The sequence below is a fragment of the Desulfatibacillum alkenivorans DSM 16219 genome (assembly GCF_900142135.1).
Taxonomy (GTDB): domain Bacteria; phylum Desulfobacterota; class Desulfobacteria; order Desulfobacterales; family Desulfatibacillaceae; genus Desulfatibacillum; species Desulfatibacillum alkenivorans.
Genome location: NZ_FQZU01000001.1, coordinates 490,767 through 504,904, shown reverse-complemented (window position 1 = coordinate 504,904; position 14,138 = coordinate 490,767). Strand labels below are relative to the sequence as shown.

Here is a 14,138-nt window from a genome sequence, read left to right as displayed (position 1 = left end):
TCTTCAAACAACTTTGTCGCGCTTCGCCCTTTTATCCTTCGCATTATCTCACTGGGGGCCATTGTGGGTGGCGCAGACACAAAAATGTGGACATGATCCTTACTCACCACCCCTTTGATAATTCGAATTTCAAACGATTCACACGTTTGACGGACCAGTTCCCGCACTCGCAACGCTACTTCACCGTGCAACGCCTTGTAGCGGTATTTGGTCACCCATACAAAATGGTATTCTATGTTGAATACCGTATGACTCCCATAGCGATAGTCCATATGACCTCCTATGGGCTTTGAACTAACATAAACCAACGGATAAATCTATCCGCCTAAAGGCGGAGGTTTTAACCTTTTTTCAGACTAATAAATGCCTCTCGCAACCAACGCCGTTCGCCCGCCGGCCTTTCTCAATTTGATGCTCCTATGGGACGCATGCCCTCCGCAGACTCGAAAGACGCGTCAGGCCGCCCCATTTTCCTGACGGACCCGGACAATTCTTGCCCGGGCTGGCCGGAGGGATTCGTCGCCGCAGGGGCAGTTTTTCTTTTGTCTTTTCTTTTTCTTGCGGTGTTTGCTTTGATTATCAGGAAAAAATAACCAGGCTGCGTTTGGCTTTTTCGATGGGCAGGGAGTATTCCTCCACCCGGGCTTTCAGGGGCGGGTTGTTCAGGGGGGATTTATCCAGTTCGTCAAGTTCCTGGGCGCCTTTGGGGCCTTTCATGGCGATGATTCGCCCCTTTGGCGCCAGCATGGGACAGGCCCAGCTTAAGATAGCCGAAAGATCGGACAGGGCCCGGCACACCACGGCGTCAAAAAGAAGGCCTTTCTCCCCCTCTGTTTTCCAGTTTTCGGCACGGATATTGTATATCTTTACGTTGGAGAGACCCAGTTCCAGGGCGGCGTGCCTCTGAAAATTGGCTTTTTTCCGGATGGTTTCAATGGAGACCACTTGCAGGTCCGGCCTGAAGATGGCCAGCACAAGCCCGGGAAATCCGGCGCCCGAACCGATATCGGCGACTTTTGCGCCTTCGGGCAGGTAGGGAATGGGCGCCAGGGAATCGGCGAAATGCTTGACGGCCATGTCCTGCGGGTCCCTGATGGAGGTCAGGTTCACCCGGTTGTTGGCCTGGGCCAAAAGGCGGGCGAAGGCGGCGCATTTTTCCAAAGCGTTTTCATCCGGGGCCTGGCCCAGGGCTTTGGCGCCTTTGGAAAGCAGATCCCTCCATTGGGAGTCTCCGGGTTTGATGAGCGTCATTTTTTTGTCTCCAGTTCCACTATGGTGGCGCCCCATCCCCCGAATTGCGGCGGCGCCAGGCGGAACGAGCGCACCCTGGGATTTTTTGACAAACAGGAATGAACGCTTTTGGCCAGGGCTCCGGTTCCTTTGCCATGGATGATCCGGACGGAGAAGATACCGGCTTTGCGGCATTCCTCCAGATAATCCTTAAGCAGGCCGGAAACCTCGCCGGGACGAAAGGTATGCAGGTCCAACTCATCGGTAATGGGGATTATGACAGGTTCCATATGCCAACAGCGCCTTGGGTTTAAGGTTTACAGGAATTTTCCTTTCATAACCGGAGGCGTTTGGCAAGGGGTATTACACATAGAGCAAGGATAGTCGAACGTATGGAAACCAAGGAACAGAACGAAGCTGTAATCTCGCGGGAAGAATTCACCAGCGCCATGTCCGGCTTGGTGTTCAAGACTCTCCAGCTTATTTCCAAACGCGGCGAGCCTTTGACGCCGGAAATGCTCGCGGAATTGCTGATGGAGGACCCCAAATACAAGGAAGCCCTGGAAAAAGCCATTCAGGACAGGGTGGAGTCGGACGGCGTTTCCCTGACGGAGCAGGAAATCCTGCTTAGCGAAATCCAAACCCTCACGGACGAACGAAACTCCCTGGCGGAAAAACTGAACAAATACAAAAAGGAAATTCTGGTTCAGGGAGTGGAAGAGGCGGACGAAAGCTCGGAGGCGAAAGTTTGCCCGCGGCGGTTTCGTTTTCTGCTGATCTCCTTTTTGAACATAGTCCGCCTGGACATGGGCCTGGGCAAGCTGGAGGAATTGGACGCCCTGGCTCAAGAGGCCCATAGGGCGGATAGCAGCGAAGTGCTCTCCCGTGTGGCCGACCGGATTCTGGATCTGGTGGAGTCGCGCCTGGAAGTCGTCCATGACGAGCGCAAACAAAACGCCGAGTTTTTAAAAGCCGTGGATGACAATCTTATAGCCATTGAAGGCCAAGTTCTTGACACCCATGCCGAAAACCAACAATCCCACGAAGACAATCAAGCCTTTTTCGGAGAAATGGACGGCAAGGTGAAAGACGTAAGCCAGACATTGTCTTCCGGGACGGATTCGCCGGAGTTCCGAGTTAATCTGCTGGAAAAAATGCAGCTTATCAAAGCAGCCCTGGAGGAAAAGCACGCCAGGGACGTCAAGCGCCTGAACAGCGCCAACAGCCGTATGACCAAGCTGAAAAAAAGCCTGAAGTCCCTTATGAAGCAGGTGGGCGAGGCCCAAAGCAGGGCGCGGATATTGGAAGAACAGGCCATGGTGGACGCCTTGACGGAAATTCCCAATCGCCGGGCTTACGAAGAGCGCCTGGCCCAGGAGTGGTCCCGCTATCAGCGCTCGGGCAGCGCGTTCTCCATGCTAATGGTGGACCTGGATCGATTCAAAAGCATCAACGACACCTTCGGCCACGCCGTGGGAGACACCTGCCTGCAAGGCGTGGTGAGCCTGTTGAAGCCCAACCTGCGCAGTTCGGATTTTCTGGCCCGGTTCGGCGGCGAGGAATTTGTGATCATCCTGCCGGACACCACCCAGGAAGGAGCGGTCATGGCCGGAGAAAAGCTGCGCAAAAAAGTGGAAAAGGCCAACTTCGTCTACGACGGAGAAAAAGTGAACGTCACCATTTCCGTGGGAGGAACCAAGGTCAGGGAGACCGATAAAGACACCAGCGATCTTTTCATCCGCCTTGATGAAGCCATGTACCAGGCCAAGGAATCCGGCCGAAACCGCATGATCTGGCAGGATTGAGCAAACGCATCATTCTTTGAAGATTCCGCATGGCGCCAGGGCATCGCTTTTGGCGTCATTTTATTTGACCGATGCGGGCTTAGCCCCCCCCTAAGAAATCATTCTTTTTTCCAGCCCTTGAGGCTCCAGGCCAGAAACAGGACGGCGGAAACGGTCATGGCGGCGGAAAACGCGCCGATGCCGGGGATGCCCATCCGCTCCCATAAAAAACCGCCCATGAGGGTGCCGAAGGACCTGCCCAAACCTGCAAAGGACAACAATCCGCTCATGAGCGTGGCCCGGTAGGCCGGCAGCAGTTCGGTGCTTAGGGCCAGGGTGGAGACGATGGTGAATTCAAAGGCCATGAATACCAGAAATATTCCGGATAGCGCCGAAGGCAGGGAGAAGCTGAGCACCGGCAACAGGCAGTAACTGGCTGCACAGCAAATCCCGCCCAGCATGATGGCCCGGGGCAGCCCGATCTTGTCGGACAGGCTGGCGGTCAGGCCCTCCCCGCAAAGCTCGGCCAGCCCGATGATTCCCGCGCCCATGCCGAGGGCGGCGATTCCCAGGCCGAAGGACTCCTCCATCCAGGCGCCGCTGGCTATGAACAGGCAGTCGTTGCCCGCGCAAAGCAAAAACGAGAAGCCCAGGATGCCCAGGCACGCACGCTCCCGCACCAGGGCTTTCCAGGCGGATTTATATCCCACGCCCCTGCCGGAAGCCGCCGGCGCTTTTTCTCCGGGGATGAAATAAAACAGCAGAACCAGCCCGCCCAGGCACAGGCAGCCTAAAATAATGAAAGGAGACCGCCAGCCCCATGTTTCAATGGCGTATCCTATGAGGGGAATGCCGATCAGCATGCTGGCGGCCCAGGCCACTTCCAGCAGGCCCACGACCATGCCCCGTTTTTCAAAGGGGATATGCTTGCCCACATAAGCCTGCAGCGCAGGGTCGAAAATGCTCTTTCCCAGACCCACCAGCAACAGAGCGGCCATAACCATGCCGTATTGGGGGACTAGGCCTCCCGCCAAAAGCACCAGGGACAGCATACCCATGGCCGTCAGCATCATGGGCTTATAACCGATCCGGTCCGTGGCCGGGCCTATGACCACGCCGGATAATGTGGTAAACTGGTTCAACGCCAAAATGGAACTGATTGCAGTCAGGGGGACGCCCAGCCCTCTGGCCAGGACCGGAGCGAATGGATAGGCGAATCGCCGTGACACGTTAAGCAGAAAGCGGCAATATGTGGCTAAGGCGAAGCGGAAAAACATGCTGAAAGACCTTTTTTGTTTCAAATAAAAGAAATCACTTTGCCAGTATAGCCCGGAAAAAGCAATCCTATAGGCAAGAGCCTCTTTTTTTCCCGGTTTTCCCGTCCGGACCCAACCAGGTGTTGCATTGAGGAGAGCGAGATGAAACCAAGCGCGGCATTTGGAAAAATCGCGGCTGCATGCTGGTTGCGGCGGTATTGTTTGTCATGGCGACAAGCCCCGCCGGCGCCAAGCCGGAGCTTTGTAAGGGCGCCCCAAAAGCCAGGTACGTGCTCCTTTTTATCCGCGGCGGCTGGACTTCCTACTCTCATACGGTGTGCCCGTCGCCGCCTCCGCCATGGGTCTGGGCTGCGAAAATTTTAACGGCTTATACCACAACACGGACATCCCCAAGAAAATCGCCTCCATCATGGGCTTGGAATTCTAACAGGAACCAGGGAAAACTTTGAGCGCGCGGCGTACCAATACGAATTTAACGAGAGCCAAACATAATTCCAACACAACTGAGGCAATCTCGACTCAGCCCTTTGGGCGTTTTCCCGACAAAACCCGACCATATTATGCGCTAAGGAGAACGAGATGAAACCAAGATCAGAATTTGGAAGAATTGCAGGCTGTTTACTTATGGCGGCGGCCCTTTTTATTATGGCTGCAGGCCCGGTTTGCGCGGAAGCGGAAATGTACAAGGGCTTCAGGAAGGCGAAATACGTGTTCCTGTTCATCGGAGACGGCATGGGCATGCCCCAGCGCTCGGCCGCGGAGGTGTACCTTTCCGACGAAGCCAACGGCGGAAGCCAGAAACTGCTGGCCATGAACCAGTTTCCGGCCCAGGGCGTAACCACCACCCACGCCGCCAACCGTTTTATAACCGGCTCCGCCGCCTCCGCCACTGCCATGGCTTGCGGCATCAAGACCAATATCAACTTCATCGGCGTGGACCCCGAGCTGAATCCCGTCCCCACCATTGCTGAAGTCGCCAAGGAAAAAGGCATGTCCGTGGGCATCGTTTCCAGCGTTTCCATTGACCACGCCACTCCGGCCGCCTTTTACGCGCATCAGCCCACCCGCAAGATGTATCACGAAATCGACGTGGACCTGGCTGACAGCGGCTTCGATTACTTTGGCGGCGGCGGATTGGTAGACCCCACGGGAAAAAAATCCAAAGCCCCCCAGGGGGACGCCCTGGAAATCGCCAAAAGGCGCGGCTACACCATCATCACCGACAAAACCGAATTCATGAATTATGACGGCGGCAAGCTGATCGCCTACAATAACAGGCTGCCCGACGGACAGGCCCTGCCCTACGCCATTGACAACTCCGCCCTGGACATCAGCCTGGAGGAATTCACCCAAAAAGGCATCGACATCCTGAGCAAGAACAAAAAAGGATTTTTCCTGATGGTGGAAGGCGGCAAAATCGACTGGGCCTGCCACGCCAACGACGCGGTTTCCGCAATTCAAGACACCTTGGCTTTTGACAACTCCGTCAAGGCCGCCCTGGACTTCTACAAGGAACACCCCAAAAACACCCTGATCATCGTCACCGGCGACCATGAATGCGGCGGCATGACCCTGGGCTTCGCCGGCACCGTGTACTCCACCCAGTTTGACGTGCTGAGCAAGCAGCGCCTGTCCTTCCAGGCTTTCACCGACCACATTGTGGACAAATACAAGAAAGAACACGCCAAGGACGGCGGCGACTTCAACGACATCGTCCCCATGCTGAGCTACTACTTCGGCCTGGAAACCCAGGGCGAAGGCCCCATGGTCCTCAAGGATTTTGAACTGGCGGAACTGAACAAGGCCTTCCGGCAAACCATGAAGGGCGACAAGATCAAGGCCGGAACCCAGGAATACCTGCTTTACGGCTCTTACGATCCCCTGACCATGAAGATCACCCACATCCTGAACCAGAAAGCCGGCATCGGCTGGACCTCCTACTCCCATACGGGCGTGCCCATCACCACCTCCGCCATGGGCGTGGGATGCGAAATCTTCAACGGCTTTTACGACAACACGGACATTCCCAAGAAAATCGCCTCCATCATGGGCGTGGAGCTGTAATTGGAACGAAGTATGAATTTCAGCGCGGGGCGCTTAGTCCCATACTGATTTGAGGCAGCGGCTTCTTTACAAATCCGCCGGGTTGGGCGATGATGCGCCTTTCCCGGCGGTCTTATTATTGGTTCTGTTATTAATCTCTGTCAGGGGGATTTTGTGAAGCGAGACCTGATTCTCACCCTGTTTTTTGTGGTCATGACCCTGGTTGTCATGGCTTTGCCCACGGGATTTTCGGACCGGGGCGACGCCAAGGCGGTCCGGTGCAAAGGGAAAGTGCTTGAGACGGACAACTCCCTGCTGCACCAATACGGCATCGTGCGCATGGGCGCCCAATCCCTGGAGGTCGAACTCCTGAACGGACCGTTCAAGGGAGAAATCGTTTCGGCTGAAAATCATGTGACCGGCAAGATGGACCTGGACAAAATTTTCCTGCCCGGCGACAAAGCCTATATGGTCTTGACGATCAAGGACGGGGCCGTGGCCTACGCCAACGCCATGGACCACTACCGGCTGGACGTGGAGTTGGTGCTTTTATCCTTGTTCTTTTTGCTGCTGGTATTGTTCGGAGGCTGGACCGGCGCCAAAGCCATATTGTCGTTTATCTTTTCGGCGGCCGTCATCTGGCAGATCATGGTCCCCATGTTCCTCAAGGGGTACAATCCCATTGTGACGGCCGTGGCCGTGGTGACTGTGGTGAGCGCGGCGGTGATCTTCCTTGTGGGTGGGTTGAGCAAGCAAGGGTTTGTCGCTTTCGCCGGAGCGGTTGCCGGGGTGGTCACAACCTGCGTGCTGGCCCTGGCTTTCGGAGGGGCTTTTAAGCTGCACGGCGCGGTGAGGCCGTTCAGCGAAACCCTGCTTTACTGCGGCTTCGCCGATATCTCCCTTACCCAGGTTTTTTTGGCTTCTGTGTTTATCGCCTCGTCCGGAGCGGTCATGGATCTGGCCATGGACGTGGCTTCGGCCATGAACGAACTGGCCCTCAAAAGGCCGGACATGGGCTTTATGGAGTCTCTCAAGTCAGGCCTGGCAGTAGGCAGGGCTGTTGTGGGAACCATGACCACCACCCTGCTTTTCGCCTATTCCGGCGGATACATCACCCTGTTGATGGTGTTCATGGCCCAGGGCGTGGCCTTGGGAAACCTGTTTAACCTCAACTACGTGTCGGCGGAAATTTTGAATACGCTGGTGGGCAGCTTTGGGCTGATTACGGTGGCGCCGTTCACCGCGCTCGCCGGCGCCCTGGTTTTCACCAGGGGCCGGAAAAGCGGCGCAAATCTGCAGACAGCCGAATGATTAACGGCCGGGAACGATAATCCGGGATTCCTCCCGCTGCATGATTTCCTGTTCGCGCTGCATTTGCTGAATTCTGTCCACCATTTCTTTGAGGGACTTTTCCATGGCCGCGGGAAAGGCCTTGATGGCTTCTTCCAGGGAGTCCACTTCCAGGGTTTCCTGGATGGGCACAGGGCCTTGGGAAGACATAAGCTGGGTGTGGCCGATGTAGATGGTTTTCCTGTCCGGGTCTTCGGACCCGTCCGTTTTGATGGGGATCATTCTCCTGATGGACGCCACCTTCATGTCCGTGATGGACTCTTCCCGGTACAGGTTGCTTTCGTCTACGGTGAAATCGATGTCCAAGCCTTGATCGCTCATTATTTTCGCCTCCGATGATTGGGTGATCCGGTTTACTCCGATTGGCGGGCTTAGTCCCGCCGTAAAATTGGACGCGCCCGGCCTTGCGGCCTGCTGTTGGGCGCCATGGTCCAATCGGAGCGATAAAGCGGTTTTTTAGGGGCAAACCCTGTAAAAAACCACCCAACCCCGGCCTTCTAAAACCCGGATTGAATTGAGGGTGTAAAGCCCAACAAAACCAAATTGTTGTAATAATATATGAATTGGATCGCATTTCGTCCAGTTAGTTTTTTCGTGCAGAAAAAACCGGACGAAAAGCCTTATCCGCAGCATTTTTTATATTTTTTTCCGCTTCCGCAAGGGCAGGGGTCGTTGCGGCCCACCTTGGGTTTATCCCGTTTGACGGGTTTGGGCGCTACGGCTTCGCCGTCCACAAAATACCATTTGCCGTCAATCTTGCGGAAGTCAGCCAGTTCGTGGTGCTTTGTCCTGGCGTTTTTCTGGCTGTAATTGGCGATGAACTCCACCTGGCCGGCTTCGTCGTCCTCGCCGCCCTGAAAGGTGGAGACGATTTCCAGGCCGTGCCATTCGGAGTTTTCCGCCCAATCCCTGGCGCTGTTCTCGTCAAAGTCGTCGTTGGCTTCAGGGTCGATGGTGTCCCTGATGTAGTCTATTTCAGCCAGGGTGTAGGCGGTATATCTGGAGCGCATCAATTGCTCGGCGGTTTTTGCATGGTCGCCGCCTTTGATAAAGGGCTCGCAGCATTGTGCATATTCTTTTTCGGACCCGCAAGGGCACTGACTCATGTTTTATATTCCTTTCAGTCTTCCAGTCCGGCGATCTGGCCGGAGGAGTAGCGTCTTGCCAATTCAATATATAGTTTGGCGGCCATGACGTTGGATTCCACCTCATCATCCGTCAATTCCCGCACGAACCGTGCAGGCACGCCTTGTATCAGGGACCTGGGCGGGAACTTTTTATTGTAGGAAACCAAAGCATTGGCTGCAACGATGCTGTCCCGGCCGATTTCAACCCCGGTCATTATGGTGGAGTTCATGCCTACCATGACGTTATCGCCGATTTTTGCGCCCCGGATGACGGCGCCGTGGCCGACGGTGCATCCGTTTCCAATATCAGCCCCCATGCCGAGATCGGAATGAACCACCACGCAGTCCTGGATATTGGTGCCTTCGCCCACGGAAATCCGGCCTTCGTCGCCGCGCATAACCGCGTTGTACCACACCCCGGAGCCCTGGGCGATGACCACGTCCCCCCGCACTCTGGCGCCGTCTGCTATAAATGCGGTTTCATGAACCGCCGGCTTCAATTTTTCCTGTTCCATGACGTCTCCCTTTTGGCAAAATGCAACACAGGGTAAATCTGGCAAGGAGCTTTATCACGGTCGCCACCGCTGTTCAAGGCCGGGGAAAGAGGTTTTTTAACTGACGGGATAAATAATTGCTTTTACGCGGGATTATTCTGAGGCGTCCAGGGCTTCCCTGACGATGCTGGAAAAACGGAACAATTCAAGCGGCTTCATCATATACCCCCGGATGCCCAGCGTTTTCGCCTTTTCCTCGGACATGATCTCGCTGTATCCGGTGCAAAGCACAATGGGGGTATCGGGTTTTATCTCCAAAATCTTTTGGGCCAACACGCCGCCCGTCATATAAGGCATGGTCTGATCCGTGACCACGCAATCAAAGGCGCCGGGGTTTTGCCTGAACTCCTGCAGGGCTTCGTTGGGATTGATAAAGGTGACGACTTGATACCCCAGGTGCTCCAGCATTTGCTTGCCCAGCTGGAGAAGATCGGGCTCGTCGTCGACGAAAAGAATGCGTTCCTGGCCGCGGGGCGCGGGGAGGATTTCGTCTTGGTCATCCACGTCGCAGGTATCGGTTTCCGGCAAATAGACCCGAAAGGAGGAGCCCTCGCCCAGGGTGCTTTTTACGGTAATAACGCCTCCATGGCTGTTGACAATCCCCTGGACCACGGCCAGGCCCAGGCCGGCGCCCTCTCCCATTTCCTTGGTGGTGAAATAAGGGTCGAAAATCCTTTCCATGGTTTGGGCGTCCATGCCGTGCCCGGTGTCCGATACGGTCAGGCGTAAATACCGCCCAGGCGCCATTCCCGGGTCCGGCATGGGTTCATCCGGCTCAAACGCCTTGCTTTCCAGACGCACTTCCAGAACGCCGCCTGCGTTGCGCATGGCGTGGAAGGCGTTGGTGCAAAGATTCATGAGCACCTGGTGCAGGGCCGTGGGGTCGGCCAGCACCTTGCCCATCTCCTTTTTTATGTAACGGCGGAAGGTAATGGTGGAAGGCAGGGAGGCGCGCAGGAGCTTGAGGGCCTCGTTGACCACAAGGTCCATTTGGACGGGTTTTTGCTCCTGCCCCTTTTGCCGGGAGAAGGTTAAAATCTGCCCCACGAGATCCTTGGCCCGATGCGAGGCTTTCAGGACCTGCAGCAGATTGTTGTGGGCCATGGAGCCTTCCGGGATTTCCATGGTGCACATTTCCGTGTACCCCATGATGGCCGAAAGGATATTATTGAAATCGTGGGCAATGCCGCTCGCCAGGGTGCCGATGGCCTCCGCTTTTTGGGCCTGCTGCAATTGGGACTCCAGGCGGAGCTTTTCCTCTTCGGCCTGTTTTTGGGCGGTGACGTCCCTGGCGAACACGGCCACGCGGTCCACATGGTCTTCCTGGTCGTGTATGGGGTAAACCAAAACGTCGTAAAACCGGTTGTTTCTTTCATCCGAGTAGCGGAGGGATTTGCCCGTGTCCAAAACCGCCTGGATTTGAGCCCGCTCCAGGTTGGGCATGTATTTTTGAGGCAGGTCCCAAACGCATTCGCTTAAAGCGTCGTCCACGGAGCTCCGTAAATTGGATGCGCAGGTCTGATTAAGGGCCAGGATGGCCCCCTGGCGGTCCAAGAGCACCACCGAGTCCGTAGACGCGTTAAGCAGGGCCCGGGCCATTTCGTTGCTCTCGCGCAGGGCGGTTTCTATGGTCTTGCGTTCGGTGACGTCAATGGCCACGCTGATCACGCCGGCAATTTCTCCGCTTTGCTTTCTGAGGGGCTCCGTATGGGCCTGAAAAGTCCTTTGGGACCAGACGATTTCGTAAGCGCTGGATATGCCTTTCAGGGCCGCCTGGTGGGCTCTGATGGGGGGAAAATCGGGATCGGAAACGGCGAAAAAATCCTCCAGGCTCATCCCTGGCGTCTGGGTGGATTCCAGGCCTATACTGCCCAAGGCGGCGCCCAGGGACAGGGTGTTGCGCAGATTCACGTCCGTGGTCCACATCATGGCGCCGGGCATTTGCGCCAACAGGACGCGCAGACGCAGCCGGGAATCGTTAAGCGCTTCCTGGGCTATCCTTTGGTCCGTCACGTCAAAAAAGATGCCCAGCATCCCCCTGAGTACGCCGCGGGAGTACACGGGGGACAGGATATTGTAGAAAACCCTTGTATCCAAATCCCCTTCCCCGGTTTGCATCTCCCAGGCGACGGTCTGGCCTTTGACGACCTTGGATTTATTTTCTTTGAGGAGCTTTACGCCGGACTCGGGAAGTCCCTTGGTGATGTCGGAGCCTTTCAAGGCTTCGCCCCAATGTCTTCTGGAAAGATTGCTTTGCAGGATGATCTGATCCTGAAGATCCTGCACCCAGAAATCAAACGGAAGATTTTCCAGCATGCTTCTGGAAAAAAACTCCCCGTCCCATTGGGCCTGGTGAAGTTCCTCCTCCAGGTCTGCAACTTGCTGCTGCAGCCTTTGAACCTGGACTTCCAGTTCTTCGTAAGTCGGCTTACCCGGCATGCTTTTCTCCTTGGCCTGGCTGATGCCCGGAGACAACCAAATTATACTGCCTTAAAAAAACGAAACCAACCTAAGTTGACCATTGCAGGAACGAGCAGAACGTCTGCAGCCAGGGCCGCGATCAGGCACAAAGGCAGCAGGGTTCCGAAAATCTGCACGCTGAAATAGCTTGCGAAAGAAAAGGTCGAGAAACCGGCCGCCAAAATCACCGACGACATGATGATGGCCCGGCCGGAATAATGCAAAGTATTTCTTATTGCTTCCAGGGGATTAGCCATTTTAACGGCTTCCAAACGTAAACGCAACAAGAAATGTATGGTGTCGTCTACTCCAATGCCTAAAGCAACCATTAACACGCTGAGAGTATCGGTGTCCACTATATCCCAGCAAAGGCCCACGTACCCGAGCAGGACTAGTAAAGGCAAGACATTCGGGAGCATGGACAGGAGGCCTGCGCCGATTTTTTTCAGGGCCAGAACCATCATGACGGCAATGGTCAAAAGGGCGAAAGCCAGGCCCTTTCTCTGGCCCGAAAGGATGTCGTCCACCCAGTCGCCCAGGAGAAAATCCAGGCCCAGGGGATCCACTGTCAGACGATCGCCGAAACGGGCCTTTCCTTCGCGGGCGATGGCCCGGCCCGTCTCCGACGCGGCGATAACCCCGTTGTCCACCAACCGGGCTTTAAGGACCATGCTTGTGTGTTCGTAGTTGATGAACCGCTCCAGATCCCGGCCGCCTTGCATTTCAAACAGCAAAAGCAATTGCGCCAGCCCTTCCCTGGTGGGAGGCAGGGGATGCTCCGCCGCCATTTCCGGGTTGATCTCCCGGTACAGCTTTCTCACCAGATCCACCACGGAAACCACGTTGTTCACCGGCTCCAGGGTTTCGATCCAAACCTCAAAACCGGCGATTTCGGCGAAGGTCTCCGGGTTAAGAAGCCCTTCCGGCTCATCGGTTTCCACATAGATGCTCAAGGGAATCACCCCAGGAAATTTATCCTCAAAATATCTTAGCGAAGTTTGCAAAGGATGGTCTTGGGAAAAACGCTTGGAAAACTGGGTTTCGAAATGAACCTGGGTGAGTCCGTAAACGGAAACGGCCATGAGCACGAAAAAGGCAAACACGACGGAGCGGGAGTACTTGGTGCTCAGGTAAAAGCAGGCGTCCAGGGCGCCGTCCAGCAGGCCCTGCACCTTGGAGACGGAGCCTGTTCTCCATTTCTTGGGCCGGGGGATTATGGAAAAGAAGATGGGAACCAGGGTTAGGGCCGTAAACAGGGCCGCGGCCACGCCAAAGCCCATGAGCAGCCCCACCTGCTTGAAGACCGGGGAAGGCACCAGGGTCATGGATGCAAAGCCCAAAAAGGTGGTGCCGGAGGTATAGGCGCAGGCCACGCCCACTTCTTCGCCGGAGCGTAAAATGGCCTCGTTTTTATCCAGGCCCTTTGCCAACTCCAGCAAATAGGCGCTGCACAGGTGAACGACGTCTCCAAAACAGGTTATAAGCACCAGGGTGGGAACCATGGTGGTGAAGATGTTCAAGTGTCCGTAAAGGCGAACGGCCAGGCCCATGGTCCAGATGATGGATAAAAAGGTAATGGCCAGTGTGATGAGGACGGACCACAAGCGCCGGAACATAAGATACACGAAAAAAAGGAGGATGATCGCTGAAAAAGGAAGGATGGTCCGGACGGAAAACATGGATTCTTCATAGATATAGGAAAAAACCGCCATGAGGCCGCCGCGGTGAAAATTTGCCACGTCAAAGCCCTGTTTTTCAAAAGCGTCCATAACCCCGTAAAACATCTGAGGGGCTGTTTCAAGGCCCTGGTCCTCCGAGGCGAACTCCACAACAACCAGCACGGTTCCGGCGTCTCGGCTCAGCAGCCAGTCCTTTGTTATGGGATCGTTGACCAGGGTAAGGACGACCTCTTGCAGCCTTTCGGGCTGCTCCTCCATCAAATCGGCGTAATCCTCGATCATCAAATCGTCCCCAACCGATTCAATGTGCTGGGCGGAGACGATGCTATCCACTTTGACGACGCCGGGCTGGGACTCTATGTCAGCCACGGCCTTGCGCAGCCTGGCAATGCCGGCCGGCGTCAGGGCGTCCTTCTCGGCGTAGGCTGCCAGGATGAGGTTATCCCCGCCGAATTCCAGATTTTTTTGGATATACCGTTCATAGTCGGGATTGTGGGAGAAAAACAGCTCCCCCACGCTGGAGGAGATAGCCGCGTCAAACAAGTACCGCCCGAAAAGCGCAGTAACCAGCGCAAAGAGCAAAACAACAATTAATCGATGATTCAGGACGAAGCGGATATACCGGTTCATGGAA

12 protein-coding genes are annotated in these 14,138 nt (G+C 55.5%); 3 read left to right on the top strand and 9 right to left on the bottom strand.

The features are described from left to right. The 3 genes from tnpA to BUE18_RS02015 all read right to left on the bottom strand — a co-directional run. The coding region (gene tnpA / locus BUE18_RS02025; protein ID WP_139264584.1) for an IS200/IS605 family transposase at positions 1-272 on the bottom strand (272 nt) is incomplete at its 3' end. A gap of 307 nt (positions 273-579) precedes the next feature. Continuing rightward, positions 580-1,251, bottom strand: a complete 672-nt coding sequence (gene rsmG / locus BUE18_RS02020) for a 16S rRNA (guanine(527)-N(7))-methyltransferase RsmG (RefSeq protein ID WP_073472307.1) — start codon at positions 1,249-1,251, stop codon at positions 580-582. Then, entirely contained in the window at positions 1,248-1,520 is a 273-nt protein-coding gene (locus BUE18_RS02015; RefSeq protein WP_073472305.1) for a Smr/MutS family protein, read from the bottom strand. Before BUE18_RS02015 ends, rsmG begins: the two co-directional genes overlap by 4 nt. A gap of 102 nt (positions 1,521-1,622) precedes the next feature. Between BUE18_RS02015 and BUE18_RS02010 the strand changes: the two genes are divergently transcribed. After that, positions 1,623-3,035, top strand: a complete 1,413-nt coding sequence (locus tag BUE18_RS02010) for a GGDEF domain-containing protein (protein WP_073472303.1) — start codon at positions 1,623-1,625, stop codon at positions 3,033-3,035. A 98-nt stretch (positions 3,036-3,133) separates the two neighbouring features. On the opposite strand, the gene BUE18_RS02005 is transcribed toward BUE18_RS02010, so the two are convergent. Beyond that, positions 3,134-4,291: an MFS transporter gene (locus BUE18_RS02005; RefSeq protein ID WP_073472360.1), complete on the bottom strand. Its 1,158-nt coding sequence runs from the start codon at positions 4,289-4,291 to the stop codon at positions 3,134-3,136. Positions 4,292-4,870: 579 nt separating this feature from the next. On the opposite strand from BUE18_RS02005, the gene BUE18_RS01995 reads away from it, so the two are divergent. Together BUE18_RS01995 and BUE18_RS01990 are read left to right on the top strand one after the other, a co-directional pair. Beyond that, positions 4,871-6,355 (top strand): alkaline phosphatase, encoded by a 1,485-nt coding sequence (locus BUE18_RS01995; RefSeq protein ID WP_073472300.1) that lies wholly within the window; start codon positions 4,871-4,873, stop codon positions 6,353-6,355. A gap of 153 nt (positions 6,356-6,508) precedes the next feature. Next, the gene (locus BUE18_RS01990) at positions 6,509-7,645 is read left to right on the top strand and encodes a YibE/F family protein (RefSeq protein WP_211482775.1); all 1,137 of its coding nucleotides are present in this window, start codon (positions 6,509-6,511) and stop codon (positions 7,643-7,645) included. Here BUE18_RS01990 and BUE18_RS01985 read toward each other — a convergent pair whose 3' ends face one another. The 5 genes from BUE18_RS01985 to BUE18_RS01965 form a co-directional block, all read right to left on the bottom strand. Then, positions 7,646-8,005, bottom strand: coding sequence for a YyaL domain-containing protein (locus BUE18_RS01985; protein WP_073472298.1), 360 nt, complete (start codon positions 8,003-8,005; stop codon positions 7,646-7,648). 299 nt (positions 8,006-8,304) lie between these two features. Then, the gene (locus BUE18_RS01980) at positions 8,305-8,790 is read right to left on the bottom strand and encodes a YchJ family protein (protein WP_073472296.1); all 486 of its coding nucleotides are present in this window, start codon (positions 8,788-8,790) and stop codon (positions 8,305-8,307) included. A 14-nt stretch (positions 8,791-8,804) separates the two neighbouring features. Then, positions 8,805-9,326: a gamma carbonic anhydrase family protein gene (locus BUE18_RS01975; RefSeq protein WP_073472295.1), complete on the bottom strand. Its 522-nt coding sequence runs from the start codon at positions 9,324-9,326 to the stop codon at positions 8,805-8,807. 132 nt (positions 9,327-9,458) lie between these two features. Further along, a complete protein-coding gene (locus BUE18_RS01970) occupies positions 9,459-11,804 on the bottom strand; it encodes a PAS domain-containing hybrid sensor histidine kinase/response regulator (RefSeq protein ID WP_139264582.1) in 2,346 nt (781 codons plus the stop codon). Positions 11,805-11,845: 41 nt separating this feature from the next. After that, on the bottom strand, positions 11,846-14,134 hold the full coding sequence (locus tag BUE18_RS01965) for an efflux RND transporter permease subunit (RefSeq protein ID WP_073472291.1): 2,289 nt from the start codon (positions 14,132-14,134) through the stop codon (positions 11,846-11,848). Between the last annotated feature and the right edge of the window lie 4 nt (positions 14,135-14,138).